The sequence below is a fragment of the Amorphoplanes digitatis genome (assembly GCF_014205335.1).
Classification (GTDB): domain Bacteria; phylum Actinomycetota; class Actinomycetes; order Mycobacteriales; family Micromonosporaceae; genus Actinoplanes; species Actinoplanes digitatus.
Map to the genome: position 1 here is coordinate 7,858,413 of NZ_JACHNH010000001.1, position 14,578 is coordinate 7,872,990.

17 protein-coding genes and 1 tRNA gene are annotated in these 14,578 nt (G+C 71.8%); 1 reads left to right on the forward strand and 17 read right to left on the reverse strand.

The features are described from left to right. Positions 1-85 precede the first annotated feature (85 nt). From BJ971_RS34630 to BJ971_RS34685, 12 genes are all read right to left on the reverse strand, one after another. Positions 86-913 (reverse strand): Bax inhibitor-1/YccA family protein, encoded by an 828-nt coding sequence (locus BJ971_RS34630; RefSeq protein WP_184997510.1) that lies wholly within the window; start codon positions 911-913, stop codon positions 86-88. Positions 914-1,044: 131 nt separating this feature from the next. After that, a tRNA-Leu gene (locus tag BJ971_RS34635) sits at positions 1,045-1,126 on the reverse strand. 69 nt (positions 1,127-1,195) lie between these two features. Beyond that, positions 1,196-2,551: an NAD(P)/FAD-dependent oxidoreductase gene (locus BJ971_RS34640; protein ID WP_184997511.1), complete on the reverse strand. Its 1,356-nt coding sequence runs from the start codon at positions 2,549-2,551 to the stop codon at positions 1,196-1,198. A gap of 126 nt (positions 2,552-2,677) precedes the next feature. Further along, on the reverse strand, positions 2,678-3,241 hold the full coding sequence (locus BJ971_RS34645; RefSeq protein ID WP_184997512.1) for a hypothetical protein: 564 nt from the start codon (positions 3,239-3,241) through the stop codon (positions 2,678-2,680). 1 nt (position 3,242) lies between these two features. Then, on the reverse strand, positions 3,243-4,604 hold the full coding sequence (locus tag BJ971_RS34650) for a DUF58 domain-containing protein (protein WP_184997513.1): 1,362 nt from the start codon (positions 4,602-4,604) through the stop codon (positions 3,243-3,245). Between the two features lie 5 nt (positions 4,605-4,609). Then, a complete protein-coding gene (locus BJ971_RS34655; protein ID WP_184999262.1) occupies positions 4,610-5,572 on the reverse strand; it encodes an AAA family ATPase in 963 nt (320 codons plus the stop codon). Positions 5,573-5,632: 60 nt separating this feature from the next. Then, positions 5,633-6,226, reverse strand: coding sequence for a hypothetical protein (locus BJ971_RS34660; protein ID WP_184997514.1), 594 nt, complete (start codon positions 6,224-6,226; stop codon positions 5,633-5,635). A 73-nt stretch (positions 6,227-6,299) separates the two neighbouring features. Beyond that, positions 6,300-6,995 (reverse strand): DUF4129 domain-containing protein, encoded by a 696-nt coding sequence (locus BJ971_RS34665; protein ID WP_184997515.1) that lies wholly within the window; start codon positions 6,993-6,995, stop codon positions 6,300-6,302. Between the two features lie 46 nt (positions 6,996-7,041). Next, positions 7,042-7,779, reverse strand: coding sequence for a uracil-DNA glycosylase (locus BJ971_RS34670; protein WP_184997516.1), 738 nt, complete (start codon positions 7,777-7,779; stop codon positions 7,042-7,044). A 71-nt stretch (positions 7,780-7,850) separates the two neighbouring features. Further along, a complete protein-coding gene (locus tag BJ971_RS34675; protein WP_184997517.1) occupies positions 7,851-8,417 on the reverse strand; it encodes an LppU/SCO3897 family protein in 567 nt (188 codons plus the stop codon). A gap of 93 nt (positions 8,418-8,510) precedes the next feature. Next, on the reverse strand, positions 8,511-9,548 hold the full coding sequence (locus BJ971_RS42735; protein ID WP_239087625.1) for an HAAS signaling domain-containing protein: 1,038 nt from the start codon (positions 9,546-9,548) through the stop codon (positions 8,511-8,513). Beyond that, positions 9,545-9,874, reverse strand: a complete 330-nt coding sequence (locus tag BJ971_RS34685; RefSeq protein WP_184997518.1) for a PadR family transcriptional regulator — start codon at positions 9,872-9,874, stop codon at positions 9,545-9,547. The genes BJ971_RS42735 and BJ971_RS34685 overlap by 4 nt, the downstream gene beginning before the upstream one ends. 90 nt (positions 9,875-9,964) lie before the next feature. Here BJ971_RS34685 and BJ971_RS34690 point away from each other — a divergent pair, with 90 nt between their 5' ends. Further along, entirely contained in the window at positions 9,965-10,462 is a 498-nt protein-coding gene (locus tag BJ971_RS34690; protein ID WP_184997519.1) for a hypothetical protein, read from the forward strand. On the opposite strand, the gene BJ971_RS34695 is transcribed toward BJ971_RS34690, so the two are convergent. From BJ971_RS34695 to eno, 5 genes are all read right to left on the reverse strand, one after another. Next, positions 10,459-11,373, reverse strand: coding sequence for a Ppx/GppA phosphatase family protein (locus BJ971_RS34695; protein WP_184997520.1), 915 nt, complete (start codon positions 11,371-11,373; stop codon positions 10,459-10,461). The genes BJ971_RS34690 and BJ971_RS34695 overlap by 4 nt on opposite strands. A 9-nt stretch (positions 11,374-11,382) precedes the next feature. Continuing rightward, positions 11,383-11,886 carry an amino-acid N-acetyltransferase gene (locus BJ971_RS34700; protein WP_184997521.1) on the reverse strand — a complete coding sequence of 168 codons (504 nt, stop codon included), beginning with the start codon at positions 11,884-11,886 and terminating at the stop codon, positions 11,383-11,385. Between the two features lie 11 nt (positions 11,887-11,897). Further along, positions 11,898-12,398, reverse strand: coding sequence for a DUF501 domain-containing protein (locus tag BJ971_RS34705; RefSeq protein ID WP_184997522.1), 501 nt, complete (start codon positions 12,396-12,398; stop codon positions 11,898-11,900). Further along, positions 12,399-13,037 carry an FtsB family cell division protein gene (locus BJ971_RS34710; RefSeq protein ID WP_184997523.1) on the reverse strand — a complete coding sequence of 213 codons (639 nt, stop codon included), beginning with the start codon at positions 13,035-13,037 and terminating at the stop codon, positions 12,399-12,401. It lies immediately after the preceding gene. Positions 13,038-13,147: 110 nt separating this feature from the next. Continuing rightward, entirely contained in the window at positions 13,148-14,431 is a 1,284-nt protein-coding gene (gene eno / locus BJ971_RS34715; protein ID WP_184997524.1) for a phosphopyruvate hydratase, read from the reverse strand. Between the last annotated feature and the right edge of the window lie 147 nt (positions 14,432-14,578).

A 14,578-nucleotide genomic window follows, 5' to 3' on the forward strand; every position in this document is an offset into this window, starting at 1 on the left:
CCCTATCCGCGCGCAGAAAAGGGGCAGCGCCCGGGCCGTGGGGAGACGGCCGGGCGCTGCCGGGTCAGACGCGTGTTCGCGACGGTCAGTCGTCGCCTTGCAGGAAGCTCAGCAGGCGCAGGATCTCGATGTACAGCCAGATCAGGCTGACCAGGATGCCGAACGCGGCCGTCCACGAGTAGCGCTGAGGCAGGCCCATGCGGACGCCCTCCTCGACCTCGTGGAAGCTGAGGATGAAGCTGAGCGACGCCACGACGATGCAGACCAGGCTGAAGCCGATGCCGAGCGCACCGGCGCTGCGCAGCCCCGTCGTCACGCCGAAGAGGGACAGGACGAAGTTGATGAGCATGACCGCGAAGAGGCCCGCCATCACCGCGATCATGCCGCGCCGGAACTTCGGGGTGGCCCGGATCGCCTTGACCTTGTACAAAGCGGCCATCACGAAGAAGACGCCGAAGGTGGCGATCACCGCCTGGAGCACGATGCCGTCGTAGAACGACTCGAACATCTTGCTGACCAGGCCGACGAACGCGCCCTCGACCACCGCGTACGCGATGACCAGCGCCGGGTTCGCCACCCGGGAGAACGAGATGATCAGGCCAAGGACCAGCCCCACCATCGCCGCGCCGATCCAGGCCGGCCCGAGCAGCGAGTCCGGGACCAGGTTCCAGGCCGCCACGGCGGAGACGCCGGTGATGCCGAGCAGCATCACGGTCTTCACCACGACGTCGTCGACGGTCATGGGCAGTACGGCCGGCGGCGCCGCCGGGAATCCCTCGGCCGACGGGTACGGCTGACCGTAACCCGGCTGACCGGCGGCCGGTCCGTACGGTCCGGCCGGGTTGTAGCCGGCCGACCGCTCGCGCTCGGCCGCTTCGCCGAGGCGCGAGAGCACCGGGTTTGAAGTCTTCACTGTGTCCAGCCTCCCTTTGAGGTTGAGGCACGTAGGGGCGTGCTCTTCCAGGGTAAGCGCTTCAGCGACCCGATGGCGTCCGTGATCGCTGTGAGCAGCCTGAAAACATGAACTGACCGCGGCGATGAGCGTGCCCGGGGCGGGTCTCGAACCCGCACGCCTTTTGGGCAGCCGCTTTTAAGGCGGCCGTGTCTGCCGTTCCACCACCCGGGCGGGATGCTCTGCTGCTCACCGTAGCCGGTGCGGTCAGCCCGGCAGAACGCCGGACTCCTGCCGACTCGCTCAGCGGGTGCCGGCCCCCACCGGCTCCGCCGCGCGGCCGTCGCCCAGCGGCGGCGTCACGTGGGTGAACTCCTCGCGGGGCGCGTGGAGCTGGCCCAGCGAGATGACCTCGCGCTTGAGCACGAACGCCAGCGTCCAGTCGGCCAGCACGCGCACCTTGCGGTTGAACGACGGGATGCGGCTCATGTGATAGGTGCGGTGCATGAGCCAGGCCGGGAAGCCCTTGAGCTTGATGCCGTAGATCTTCGCGACGCCCTTGTAGAGGCCGAGGCTGGCGACGCTGCCCGCGTACTTGTGCTTGTAGTCCTTGGGGGTTGCCCCGATGACCACGGCGCGGATGTTGTCGGCCAGCCGCGACGCCTGCCGGACCGCGTGCTGCGCGCTCGGCGAGCACCAGGCGCCCGGGTTGGCCAGGTCGGGGACCTGTGCGCAGTCGCCCGCGCTCCACGCGCCGTCGAGGACCGTGTCGCCGTCCACGATCTGGAGCGTCGGCAGGCAGGTCAGGTGCCCGCGGGGGCCGCGCGGCAGGTCGGTGTTGTCGAGCATCGGCGACGGCTTGACGCCGGCCGTCCACACCAGGGTCTCGGCGCGGAACGTGTCGCCGTCGGACAGCTTGATCAGGCCGCCGGCGCACGACTCCAGCCGGGTGTCCAGGCGCAGGTCGATGCCGCGCCGGTCGAGCTGCCGGGCCGCGTAGGCGCCCATGTCGGGTCCGACCTCGGGCAGGATCCGGTTGGTCGCCTCGACCAGGACGAAGCGGACCTCGTCCCGGCGCAGCTCGGGGTAGTACTTCAGGGCGTCGCGGACGACGTCCTCCATCTCGGCCAGCGCCTCGATGCCCGCGTAGCCGCCGCCGACGAAGACGAAGGTCAGCGACGCCCGGCGCACCTCGGGGTCCGGGGTGACCGCGGCGATGTCGAGCCGGTCGAGGATGTGGTTGCGCAGGTAGATGGCCTCGCCGATGGTCTTGAAGCCGATGCCGTTCTCCCGCAGGCCGGGGATCGGCAGGGTGCGCGACACTGAGCCCGGCGCGACGATGACGTGGTCGTAGGCGATCTCCTTGACCGGGCCCTCGATCGGCTGGACGGTGACCGTCTTCCGGGCGTGCTCGATCCGGGTGACCTCGCCGGACACGATCCGGCAGCGCTTGAGCTCGCGGCGCAGCGGCACCACCGAGTGGCGCGGGGAGATGTTGCCCGCGGCGGCCTCCGGCAGGAACGGCTGGTAGGTCATGTGCGGCTGAGGGTCGATGACGATCACTTCGGCCTGGCGCGCGCTGAGCTTCCTCGACAGGCGCAGTGCGGCGTAGAGCCCCACGTGACCTGCCCCGACGACGACGATCCGCTGCGGTTTCACGGACCCATTCTCCTGCTTACGGCGCTCCAACGCCTCGCGCTGTGACCAATGACAAACCCGCCGGTCAAGTGCCGTAACAAACAAGTTTCGGTTTCATTTCACTGTGAACTAAGGGTTGCCTAATGATCACGCTCGGCGCAGCATGCGGGCCAGCAGCAGGGTCAGGCCGACGGCCGCACCGAGCCCGACCAGGGTGGCGATGACGAACGCGCCACCGGCGAGTTCGGCGGTCAGGCCGAGCGCGATCACGGTCAGCATCGCGGAGATCAGGATCACCACCAGCGCCCGCCCCAGCCAGGAGGCGACCACGTCGACGTTGACGACCGCGTCGTACGGCAGGACCGCCGCGAGCGCCGCCAGCGTGTGCCCCAGGTACAGCAGGGTCGCGATGCTCAGCACCCGCCAGAGCGCGACCCGGGAGTCGCCCCAGGTGGTGTCGAGGATCCAGCCCCCGACCACCACCAGGACCGCGACGGTGACGCCCCGGCCGCGCGGCGCGAAGGCCGGGTAGACGGCGACCAGGCCGAGCGCCGCCAGGTAACGGCTCGCCACCAGGCCGGCGGGCCAGGCGACGGTCATCGCGGCGAACAGCGCCAGCCCGATCCCGCACCGGACCAGCAGGGGCAGCAGCGTGGCGCGGACCGCCGCCGTGCGCGCCCGGTCCATCCGCTTGTTGAGTCCGCTCAGCATGTCAGCGCCCCCGGGGCGCGGAGGCGAGCCGGGACACGTCGCGCAGCACCAGGTCGAGGCTGCCGGTCCCGGCCCAGGTCACCACGGGCACGCCGTGCTCACGCAGCCGGCCGAGCACGTTCTCCCGCTCCATCCGCCACAGCCGCGTGGCCAGCGGCGTCCACGGTCCGCGGCTGGGCGGCGCGGCACCGGCCGGGAGCGTGTCGACGGCCACCGTGTACCGCCCGGACTGGGTCAGGCCCGCCAGCATGTCGGCCGAGCGCGGGTCGACGAGCGGCGTCAGCACCACGACGAGGGCGTCCGGCGACACGTGGTGTGCGCCGAAGACGTGCTCGTGCGGGCCGTCGGCGTCGTTGTTGTCGGCGCGCACGTCGAGCAGCCACTCGAGCACCGTCAGATATTGCCGGCGGCCGGTCGCCGGCCGCAGCCGGCGCGCGGTGGAGCCGTACTCCAACAGCGACACCCGGTCGCCGCGCTGGAGGTAGTGCTCCGCGATCGCTGCGGCCGCGCGCACGGTCGTGTCGAGCACCGACGCCCGGCCCTTGACGCCCTCGGACGCGCCGGCCTCGCCGAGCACGTCGAGCAGGAGCAGCACCTCGGCGTCGCGGTCCGAGAGCGTCGAGGCCACGTGCAGGTCCCGGGTGCGCAGGGACACCCGCCAGTCGATGCGGCGCAGCCGGTCGCCGGGTGCGAACGGGCGCACCCCGGCGAGCTCGCCGCCCTCGCCCGGCCGCCGCGACCGGTGGTTGCCGACCAGGCCGGCCGCCGCGGGCATCGCCTCGGTGGCCGCGAACGGCTCGGTCTCGGGAAAGACGCGCACGCCCCGGGCCGGCGTCACGACCGGCCGGCAGGCGAGCAGGCCGCCGCAGGCGGCGACCCGGGCGGCGGCGGGACCGACGTCGTGCCGGCCCCAGCGCAGCGCCGCGCCGGGCAGCTCCACGCCGGTCCAGCCGTCGGGCGCGACGGTGATCGCGAACGGCCGGTCGGCGTTCTCCAGCTCCAGCCACGGCGACGTGCGCGCGCGGACCACGACCAGGTCGTAGGTGATCACGTCGGGGTTCGCGACGGTCAGCCCGGCCTCGACCCGGCCACCCTCGACGATGTGTTCCTCGGCCGCCTCGATGGTCAGCTCGGGTGCCGAGCGGGGCATCCGGCGCAGGCCGATGGCCGCGCCGACGGCGAACGGCGCCGCGAGCAGCACCAGGTCGACCCGGCCCAGCGCCACCCCGAGCACGAGCAGCAGGCCGGTGAGCAGGACTGTGCGGCCGAGCGCCCGGGTGGGCACCCAGGCCGGCGCCGCCCACGCCTCCTCCGCCGCCGCAACCCCGGCGGGTACGGCGGCGCGCAGCGGCGGCGGCTCCATGGCTGTCACTGTTCGGCGTACCCGCCCGCGTACGTGGGCAGGGCGCCGCTGGCTGGCGCCGGCACCGCCTGGAGCACCTCCTGGACCACGAAGGACGGGTCGACGCGGCGCAGCCACATCTCCGGCCGCAGCGTGATCCGGTGCGCGAGCGCCGGCACGGCCACGTCCTTGACGTCCTCGGGCACCACGTAGTCGCGGCCGGCCATGATGGCGCGAGCCCGGGCCAGCAGCAGCAGCGCCAGCGAGCCGCGCGGCGAGGAGCCGACAAGCGCCGAGGCGTGCTCACGGGTCGCGGAGGTCAGCGCCACGATGTAGCGGCCGATCGAGTCCTCGACGGCGACGTGCTCGAGGGAGGCCTGCATGGCCATCAGCCGCCGGGCGTCGACGACGGGCGCGAGCTGCGCGTCCTCCTGGCGGCGGGACATCCGGCGGCGCAGCACCTCCCACTCCTCGTCCCGGGTCGGGTAACCGAACGAGACGCGCAGCATGAAGCGGTCCAGCTGGGCCTCCGGCAGCGGGTACGTGCCCTCGTACTCGATCGGGTTGGCCGTGGCCAGGACGTGGAACGGCGGGTCCAGCCGGTAGGTGACGCCCTCGACCGAGACCTGCTTCTCCTGCATGGCCTCGAGCAGGGCGGCCTGGGTCTTCGGCGGCGTCCGGTTGATCTCGTCGGCGAGCAGCATGTTCGTGAAGACCGGGCCGGCGCGGAAGGCGAAGTCGCCCTTGCGCTGGTCATAGAGGAACGAGCCGGTGACGTCGGCCGGCAGCAGGTCGGGGGTGAACTGCAGCCGCCGGAAGTCGAGCCCGAGCGCTTGGGCGAAGCACCGGGCGGTCAGCGTCTTGCCGAGGCCGGGCAGGTCCTCGAGCAGCACGTGACCGCCGGCCAGGATGCCCGCCAGCACCAGTTCGAGGGCGTCCCGCTTGCCGACAACGACGCTGCCGACCGAGTCCAGGACAGCGCCGGCCATCCTGTGCACCTCGTACGGCGGCAGGATCTCCACGCTCGCGTCCGTCACCGAACCACCCTCTCAGATTCTCTCTAGTGCATCGACGTAGGTGGCGAGCTCGCGCGCCTTCGGCCCGCGCCGGACCGGCGCGTCCAGAAACCCCCACAGCGGCTCGCCCAGCAGCTCCCGGGCGCGCCGCGGATCCGACGACCGGGTGATGCCGTGTTTGAGCCGCAATCGCTCGTCCGCGAGCTCGGCGAGCACGGGCAGGACGTTACGCGAGAACTTCTCCGCGTCGCTCTGCGACCAGTCCAGTTGCCGCTCCCAGCGGCGCACCGCGGCGCGCAGGGTGTCGGTGCCGGCCAGCCGGCTGCCGGAGGAGTCCGCGCCGCGCGACGCGGAGCGGCGCGGCGGCACCGGCGGGGCCACTTCGGACACCGCGAGCATCAGCAGGCGAAGCGCCACGAATGCCGCCACGATCAGCAGGATCGAGACGCTGATGCCCCGCGACCGCAGCCCGGCGACCGTGACGACGGTCGCCACCACGATCAGCGCCACATTGCGGAAGATCCATCCGGCCCTCGAACGCGGCTTCTCGACGACCTCACCGGGCTCCTCGACGAACGCCTCGTCCCCGCGGCTCCCGAAAAGCTCCTCAAGCCCCCCGTCACTCATGCCGTCACCTCCGCTGGCGCTCCGGCGACGACATGGGTTTTGGACTGAGTTGATGATTCGCTCGCAAGCTCGCTCATGACGGCACCCCCGCCCCCAGGTCGGCGCGCAGGCGCTCGAGCGCGGTGCGGGCCTGGCGGCGCATCTGGTCGTCGACGGTGTGCGTCGCGTAGCGGGCCTGCCGGTAGACGGCCGCGAACGGGGTGAGCACGCCCGCGTCGACCCGCTGCTCGGCGAGCAGGCGGGCGACCAGGTCCGTAGGGCTGTCCCCCGCGTGCCGCGGCGTGCCGGCCGCGGCCGCGGCGTCCTCGAGCCGGACCCAGCAGGCGATCACCGCCCGGCGCGGGTCCCGGTCGGTGTCGGAGAGCTCCTGGAGGCCGGCGTCGAGGGCCGCGACCAGGTCCTCCGCGGTGCGCGGCTCCCGCCGCCGGGTGTCGAGCCGGCCCTTGCGGGTGCCGCGGCGGCCGAGCTGGTGGCGCAGCACGGCCCAGACGACGAGCCCGAGAATCGCCAGGGCGAGGACCCCGAGCACGACAAGGGCCACCCGGCCGACCCAGTCGGGCAGGTCGCCGCCCGCCACCGGCTCCGCGGACGGGCGGACGACCGCCTCCCGCGAGGGCGGCAGCAGCGGCGGGGCCTCGGTGGCCGGCGCGGCGTCGGGGTTGAAGCGCTCGAGCTGCGGCGCCGAGTGGGTGGCCGCCAGCGAGGCGAGAAAGAGCAGCCCGAGGACGGCGGCCAGCGGCCACCAGCGACGGAGTGCGGCGAGATCCAATTCGAGCCCTAGGTTTCGATGCTCCGAAATTTCGGCAGACTCCGCATCATGCCAGGCCCGCGCGGCGTTTCGCATCGGCGAAGACATCGTCGAGCATCACGGGTGTGAGCCGGCCGGTGAAGGTGTTCTGCTGCGAGACGTGGTAGCAGCCGAGCAGGTCGGGCGCGCCGGCGACGCTGACCTGCGCGCCGTGCCCGAAGGCCGGGCGCGGCACGGGCGGCCGGACGCCGTAGACGGCGGTCATCGCCGGCCACCAGGCCGCCCAGGCGAAGGCGCCGAGCGCTACCACCACCCGCAGCGTGGGCCTGATGAGATCAAGCTCACGGTGCAGCCAGGGCGCGCAGGCGTCCCGCTCGGCGGGCAGCGGCTTGTTGTCCGGCGGTGCGCAGCGGACCGCCGCGAAGATCCGGGTGTGGTGCAGGGCCAGGCCGTCGTCGGCGGCGACGCTCGTCGGCTGGTTGGCCAGGCCGGCCCGGTGCAGGGCCGCGAAGAGCACGTCGCCGGAGCGGTCGCCGGTGAAGATGCGGCCGGTGCGGTTGCCGCCGTGCGCGGCGGGCGCGAGGCCGAGGATCGCGATGGTGGCGCCGGCCGGGCCGAAGCCCGGCACCGGGCGGCCCCAGTAGTCCTGGTCGCGGAAGGAGGCCCGCTTGACGGCCGCGACCTCCTCGCGCCAGGCGACCAGGCGCGGGCACGCGAAGCAGTCGGCGACGCCGGCGTCGACGGCGGGCAGGTCGGCCGCCGCGGCCGCGTGGGCGGCGACCTCCTGCGGGGTACGGCTGGGCACGCGGTCAAGCACAGCACCGCACGCGACGGCGGGAGCACCCGGGGTGGATGCTCCCGCCGTACGGGTGAAGATCAGGCCTTGGGCCGCAGGCAGAGCAGGTAGCCGCCGCCGGCGGTGCTGCTGTAGACGTAGTACTCCTCGTTCTCCTTGAAGTACTTCTCGCACGACTTGCTGTCGGTGTCGGTCTCGCCGTTGACCCGGCCGACCACGGTGAACGCGGCCTCCTTCGATGCGCAGTCGACGACCTCGGCCTGCGCCTCGGTCTCCTCGTCGACCTTGACGTTCTGCGACGACGCGACGCAGTCGCCGACGGCCGCGTCCTTCGCCTTGTCACCGAAGAAGTAGCCCTTGCCGACGAAGATAATCACCGAGACGACGATGATGCCGACGATGCGCAGCGCGAGGTTGGCGGCGTTGCCCCGCTTCTTCTTCTCCGGCTCGATGGGGAAGGTGGCCGGAGTGCCGAAACCCTGCTGGGGCGCGGAGCCGAAGCCCTGCTGCGCCGGGTCGCCGACGGGCTGGCCGTCGACCGGCGGCGCGCCGAACGGCTGGCTCGGCACGGGAGCGCCGGCGCCCTCGGAGACGGGCGGCGGGAAACCGTCGCCGGCGGGGGGCGGAGACGCAACCGGGTTGCTCACTATGGTTCCTTTCGAGGTCCGGCCGAGGGGGTCGGCCGATCGCAGCACAACCTAGCGATTGGCAGGCCACCCCGCGACCCCGTCAGCCCAGGTTCATCTCGGCGCGACCGAAGTCGCCGCGGCGCTGGCCGAAGGGCCCGGTTCGGTAGTGGCCGAAGGGCTGACCCGGGAACTTCCGGGCGGCGCCGGCACCGGCCGGGTGCCCGGCGACGCCTCCTCGGCGGGATCGGCGCTCGCGGCGGGACCGGCGCTGGTCGCGGGATCGGCCTGCTCCGGCAGCCGGTACGGCGCCCGGCCCGGGCAGTACGGATAGGTGAGCGTCTCCACCTCGGTGTATGCGCCCGTCTCGTCGGTGCAGTACGGGTTGCCGAGGCGCAGCGGCTCGCCGTTCTGATCGAAGATCCGCGCGTTGTCGACCAGGCGCCCCTGCTCGTCGTACACGAAGAGGTCCTCTATGTTGCTGTAGGGATTGTCGTAGTTCACGTCGGTGTAGTACGAGTCCCGGGTGCTGCTGTCGGCGGAGCTGAATCCGCCGAGCGCGACCAGCACCAGAATCACCGACGCGGCGTAGAGCGACATGCGCGGCCACTTCGTGAGCCGCAGCGAGCGCCGGCCGAGCCAGATCGAGCCGAGGACGCCGATGCCGAGCAGCAGCAGGGCCACGACCTCGCTGCCGCCGATGCGCGGCAGCAGGCCGATCGGCTGCCCGCTGTCGTCGAGCATCCAGGCCAGCACCATCGCCGCGAGGTAACCGCGCAGGACCCACCAGGCCGGGCGGAGCAGGAGCAGGAACTCGCTGACCCTGGAGTATCCGAGCAGCGGCCCGAGCCGGGCGTCGACGGCGCTCAGCCGGACCAGGGCCTGGTCGCGCAGCTCGAAGAGCTGGTGTGCGCGGCTCGGCGGGTCGGGGAAGCCGCCGACGAAACCGGCGGTGCCGCGCAGGTCGGCCGCGTAGGCCTCCGGGCTGCCGAGCCGCTCGGTCAGCGTGCCGCCGCCGTCGGCGAGCACCTCGGCCAGGTGCTCCGGCAGGTCCTCGAGCAGCTCGTCGCGCAGGGACTCCGGCAGGTCGCCGAGCGCCGCACGGACCGCGAACACGTAGAGGTTGATCTCGTCCTGAGCTGTGGTGGTCACGGCGTCTCCCGCTCGCGAAGCAGATCGTTCATCGTGGATGCGAAGCCCTGCCAGATCTTGCCGGACCGCTGCAACTCGGCGCGGCCGGCGGCGTTGAGCGCGTAGTACTTGCGGTGCGGGCCCTCGTCGCTGGGCACCACGTACGTGGTGAGGAGGCCGGCGTTGAAGAGCCGGCGCAGGGTCCCGTAAACGGAGGCGTCGCCGACGTCGGTCAGGCCGGCGATGCGCAGGCGGCGCAGGATGTCGTAGCCGTAGCCGTCGTCCTCGCGAAGGGCGGCGAGGCAGGCGAGATCCAGCACTCCCTTGAGGAGCTGTGTGGTATCCACGCGGTGCACACTACTTCGCGATGCGAAGTAGTGTCAAAGACAGATCAACGCCGATCGGGCCGATTGCGCGCGGCCACCACAATGATCTCCATGAGTAGTAATCTTTCGGCCTTTGTCATGCGGCCGACCCCGGCCGGCCGCGCCTGGGCCACCAGCGTCGGCGCGATCGTGGTGGAACTGCCCTTCGGGCTGGCCCTGATCCCGTTCAGCAACGAGGTTTCCAAGACCATAGGCGGCGGGCCGGACCTGTATGGACAGTTCAGATATCTGTCGACGACCTTGGCCGAGCATGGTCGCCGGCTCTCGGCAGAGGCGCCGATCGCGTTCGTCGGCCAGGAGAGTTTCGGCAGCCTCGGCTGGCACGAGGCGATCGGCTGGCGCGGCGGTGACGTCGCGTTCGGGCCGCGATTCACGTCCGACGGCTACGAGGACGACTGGTTCGAGATCGTCGACGACCCACGGGACCACGCCATCAACCAGGTGCTGCGGTGGTTCGGCGTCGACCGGGGCGACTCGTGGGACGAGTTCGAGGCGGTCGGCTTCGACAAGTGCCGCGACACGAACGACTGGTACGCGAGGTCGCTCTAGCCGAGTCCGTAGGCGATGCCGTCGAGGATGTCGTGTTCGCTGGCGACCACCGATGCCGCGCCCGCGCGCTCCATGATGATGCGCAGGATGAGCGCGCCCCCGCCGATCACGTCGGCCCGGCCCGGGTGCATCACCGGCAGGGCGAGGCGGTCCGCGACCGTCGACTCCAGCAGTCCGGTGGTCACCTTCGCCACCTCGTCGTACGCGATGCGGGCGTGGTGGATGCGCGTCGCGTCGTACTCGGGTAGGTGCAGGGCCAGTGCCGCCACCGTCGTGACCGAACCGGCCAGGCCGACCAGCGTCGCCGGGCCGTGGCCCGGCACCGCCCGCAGCGCGGTGTCGACCGCCCTCGTGATGTCCGCCTCCGCCGCGGCGATCTCCGCCGAGGTCGGCGGGTTGCCGTGCAGATGCCGCTCGGTCATCCGGACGCAGCCGATGTCCACCGAGATCGCGTGCTCGACCTCCGCGCCGCCGACCACGAATTCGGTCGAGCCGCCGCCGATGTCCACCACCAGATACGGCCCCGGCGCCGTCAGTCCCCGCACCGCGCCGGTGAAGGAGAGCCGAGCCTCCTCGTCGCCGGTGATCACTTCCGGGTCGACGCCGAGGGTCGCGCGGACCATCGCCGCGAAGTCCGCCGCGTTCGCGGCGTCCCGGGAGGCCGAGGTCGCGCACATGCGGACCCGGTCGACACCCAGCTCGGCGATCTCCGCCGCGTAGCCCAGCAGGGCAACCCGGGTGCGCTCGATCGCCTCCGTGGCCAGCCGACCGGTACGGTCCACGCCCTCGCCCAGCCGCACGATCTCCATCCGACGGGCCACATCGGACAGAGCCCCGTCGCTCCGGCCGGGCACGTCCGCGATGAGCAGGCGGATCGAGTTGGTACCGCAGTCGATTGCCGCGACGCGCACGCTTTTCCCCTAGAGATGGAGGAGCATTCTGGTGTTGCCGAGGGTATTCGGTTTGACCCGCTCAAGATCGAGGAATTCGGCGACGCCCTCATCGTACGAGCGCAGCAGCTGCTCGTAGACGCCGTGCGGCACGGGCGCGCCGTCGATCTCGGTGAAGCCGAACGAGCCGAAGAAGCGCGTCTCGAACGTGAGGCAGAAGACCCGGGCCACGCCGAGTTCGCGGGCGACGCCGAGCAGCTCCGACACCAGGCGGTGGCCGATCTTGAGACCGCGGCAGACCGGGTCGACCGCGACCGTGCGGATCTCGGCAAGGTCCTCCCACATCACGTGCAGCGCGCCGCAGCCGACCACCCGGTCGCCCTCGGTGTCGACGGCGACCCAGAACTCCTGCACGGACTCGTACAGCGTGACGGTGGCCTTGCTGAGCAGCCGGCGATCGGAGGTGTAGGTGTCCACCAGCGCCCGGATCGCCCGGACATCGGACGTCCGCGCCCGGCGGATCTCGACCTGCATGAGAGAAGAGTTTATTCAGCCTGCGGCCGCACGCACGGACCGCCTGTCCACCACGACCCGACCGCCTCGCGGACCTCGTCGCCGAACGGGTTCACGCCCGGCCCCGCCGCCAGGGCGTGGCCGAGGTGCACGTGCAGGCACTTCACCCGGTCGGGCATGCCGCCCGCGGAGACCTTGCCGATCTCCGCGACGTGCTCCACCGCCTCGCGGCGCCGCAGGTAGTCCTCGTGCGCCTCGGCGTACTGCTTGGCGAGCACCGGATCCGTGGCGAGCCGGTCCTGCATGTCGCGCATGACGCCGGCCGACTCCAGCCGGCTGCAGGCCGCCGTGGCGCGCGGGCAGGTGAGGTAGAACAGCGTGGGGAACGGGGTGCCGTCGTCGAGCCGCGGCGAGGTCTCCACCACGTCCGGGTTGCCGCAGGGACAGCGGTGCGCGACGGCGCGGGTACCACGGGGGCTGCGGCCCAGTTGCTGGGCGACGATCTCGAGATCGGCCTCGGTAGGAGTCGTCATCTACTTTCGGGATTCTGCGTTGGCGGCGGCGACGCTGCCCCAGAGCGTGTCGTACCAGCGGTCGGGGGCGTCCGACGCCGAGGTCCTGCCCGCGGCGCGGGCGGCGCCTTCGGGGTCGTGCAGGACGAGCAGCGGGATCTCACCCGGGCGCACATAGAAGAGCCGGTCCCGGGCCTGGATGCGGACGTACTCCTTGTCCTTCCACTTCTCGACCTCGTCGCTCAGGCCCTTGATCTTGGCCTGCTGCGCGGCCTGATCGGCCTGCATCTGTGCGATCTGCGACTCCTGCGCGAGGTAGACGCGAACCGGGTAGGTGTAGGCGAGTGCCAGGGTGACCAGCACGACGATCAGGACGGTCGCCCGGCCGGTGAAGGCCCGGGGCCGGGTCGCGACCGTGCGCTTGGTGGCGCCCGTCGCGGCCGCGCGCCGCGCGGCGGCGGGCCGGCTGCCGGAGCGGATGCCGGCCGTGTTGCGAGCGGCGGGTGTCCGGCGGGGCTCTATCCGGGTGTCCGCCGTGTCGCGGGTGCGGCTCGGCCGGGCGGTCGTACGACTACCCGGGCGTCCCGCGTGTCCGGTGGGCCGTCGCGACGGCCCCTGCCCGCTGAGCCCATGGGAGTTGGGCATGCGGCGCTGCGTCATACCCTGCCCCTCCCCGGGAGCTCGCCACGACCATGGAGTTGCGGCACCTGCCTCTCGACACTATGCCCACGAAACGCGGAGCCACAACTCCATGATCTATCGACGCAGGGTCACGCGGAGCGGTAACGGGGGAACGCGCCCGCCCCGGCGTACCGCGCGGCATCGCCGAGCTCCTCCTCGATGCGCAGGAGCTGGTTGTACTTCGCGACGCGGTCCGAACGGGCCGGCGCGCCGGTCTTGATCTGCCCGCTGCCGACGGCGACGGCCAGGTCCGCGATCGTGGTGTCCTCGGTCTCACCCGAGCGGTGGCTCATCATCGTCTTGAAGCCGGCCCGGTGCGCCAGGTCGACGGCGTCCAGGGTCTCGGTCAGCGAGCCGATCTGGTTGACCTTGACGAGGACCGCGTTCGCGGCGCCCTCGGCGATGCCCCGGCCGATGCGGGTCGGGTTGGTCACGAACAGGTCGTCGCCGACGATCTGCACCTTGCCGCCGATCTGCGAGGTCAGCGCGGTCCAGCCCGCCCAGTCCTCCTCGTCGAGGGGGTCCTCGATGGAGACGATCGGGTACGTCTCGGCCAGCTTGGCGTAGTAGTTGATCATCTCTTCGGTCGACTTCGGCGAACCCTCGAAGACGTACGCACCGTCCTTGTGGAACTCGGTCGCCGCGACGTCCATGGCCAGCACGATGTCGGTGCCGAGCTTGAAGCCGGCGGCCTGCACGGCCTCGGCGATCAGGTCCAGCGCGGCGGCGTTGGTCGGCAGGCTCGGCGCGAAGCCGCCCTCGTCGCCAAGGCCGGTCGAGAGGCCCTTCTTCTTCAGCACGGACTTGAGCGCGTGGTAGACCTCCGCGCCGGTGCGCAGCGCCTCGCGGAAGGACGGCGCGCCGATCGGGGCGATCATGAATTCCTGCACGTCGACGTTCGAGTCGGCGTGCGCGCCACCGTTGAGGATGTTCATCATCGGCACCGGGAGCACGTGCGCGTTCGGTCCGCCGACGTAGCGGAACAGCGGCAGCTCGGCGGAGAGCGCGGCGGCCTTGGCGACCGCGAGGGACACGCCGAGGATGGCGTTGGCGCCCAGCTCCGACTTGTCGGCGGTGCCGTCGACGGCGAGCATCTTCTCGTCGATCAGGCGCTGCTCGCTGGCGTCGTAGCCGAGCAGCTCGTCGGCGATCTTGTCCTCGACGTTGCTGACCGCCTTCTCGACGCCCTTGCCGAGGTAGCGGCCCTTGTCGCCGTCGCGCAGCTCGATCGCCTCGAAGGCGCCGGTGGAGGCGCCGGACGGGACCGCGGCGCGGCCGATGGTGCCGTCGTCAAGACCCACCTCGACCTCGACGGTCGGGTTGCCCCGTGAGTCGAGAATCTCGCGGGCGACGATCGCTTCAATGGTGGCCATGTGTCGTGTCGCTCCTCATGCTCGTATGGATAGATTCCAGACCGCGACCCTGCGGCCCACCACGGGCTAGAGCGTATCGACTCGCTGTGGCCGCCGTGGCGGCGGCCGGTGAACTTCCGCCGCCACATACCTCAAGCGGGTCGCGAA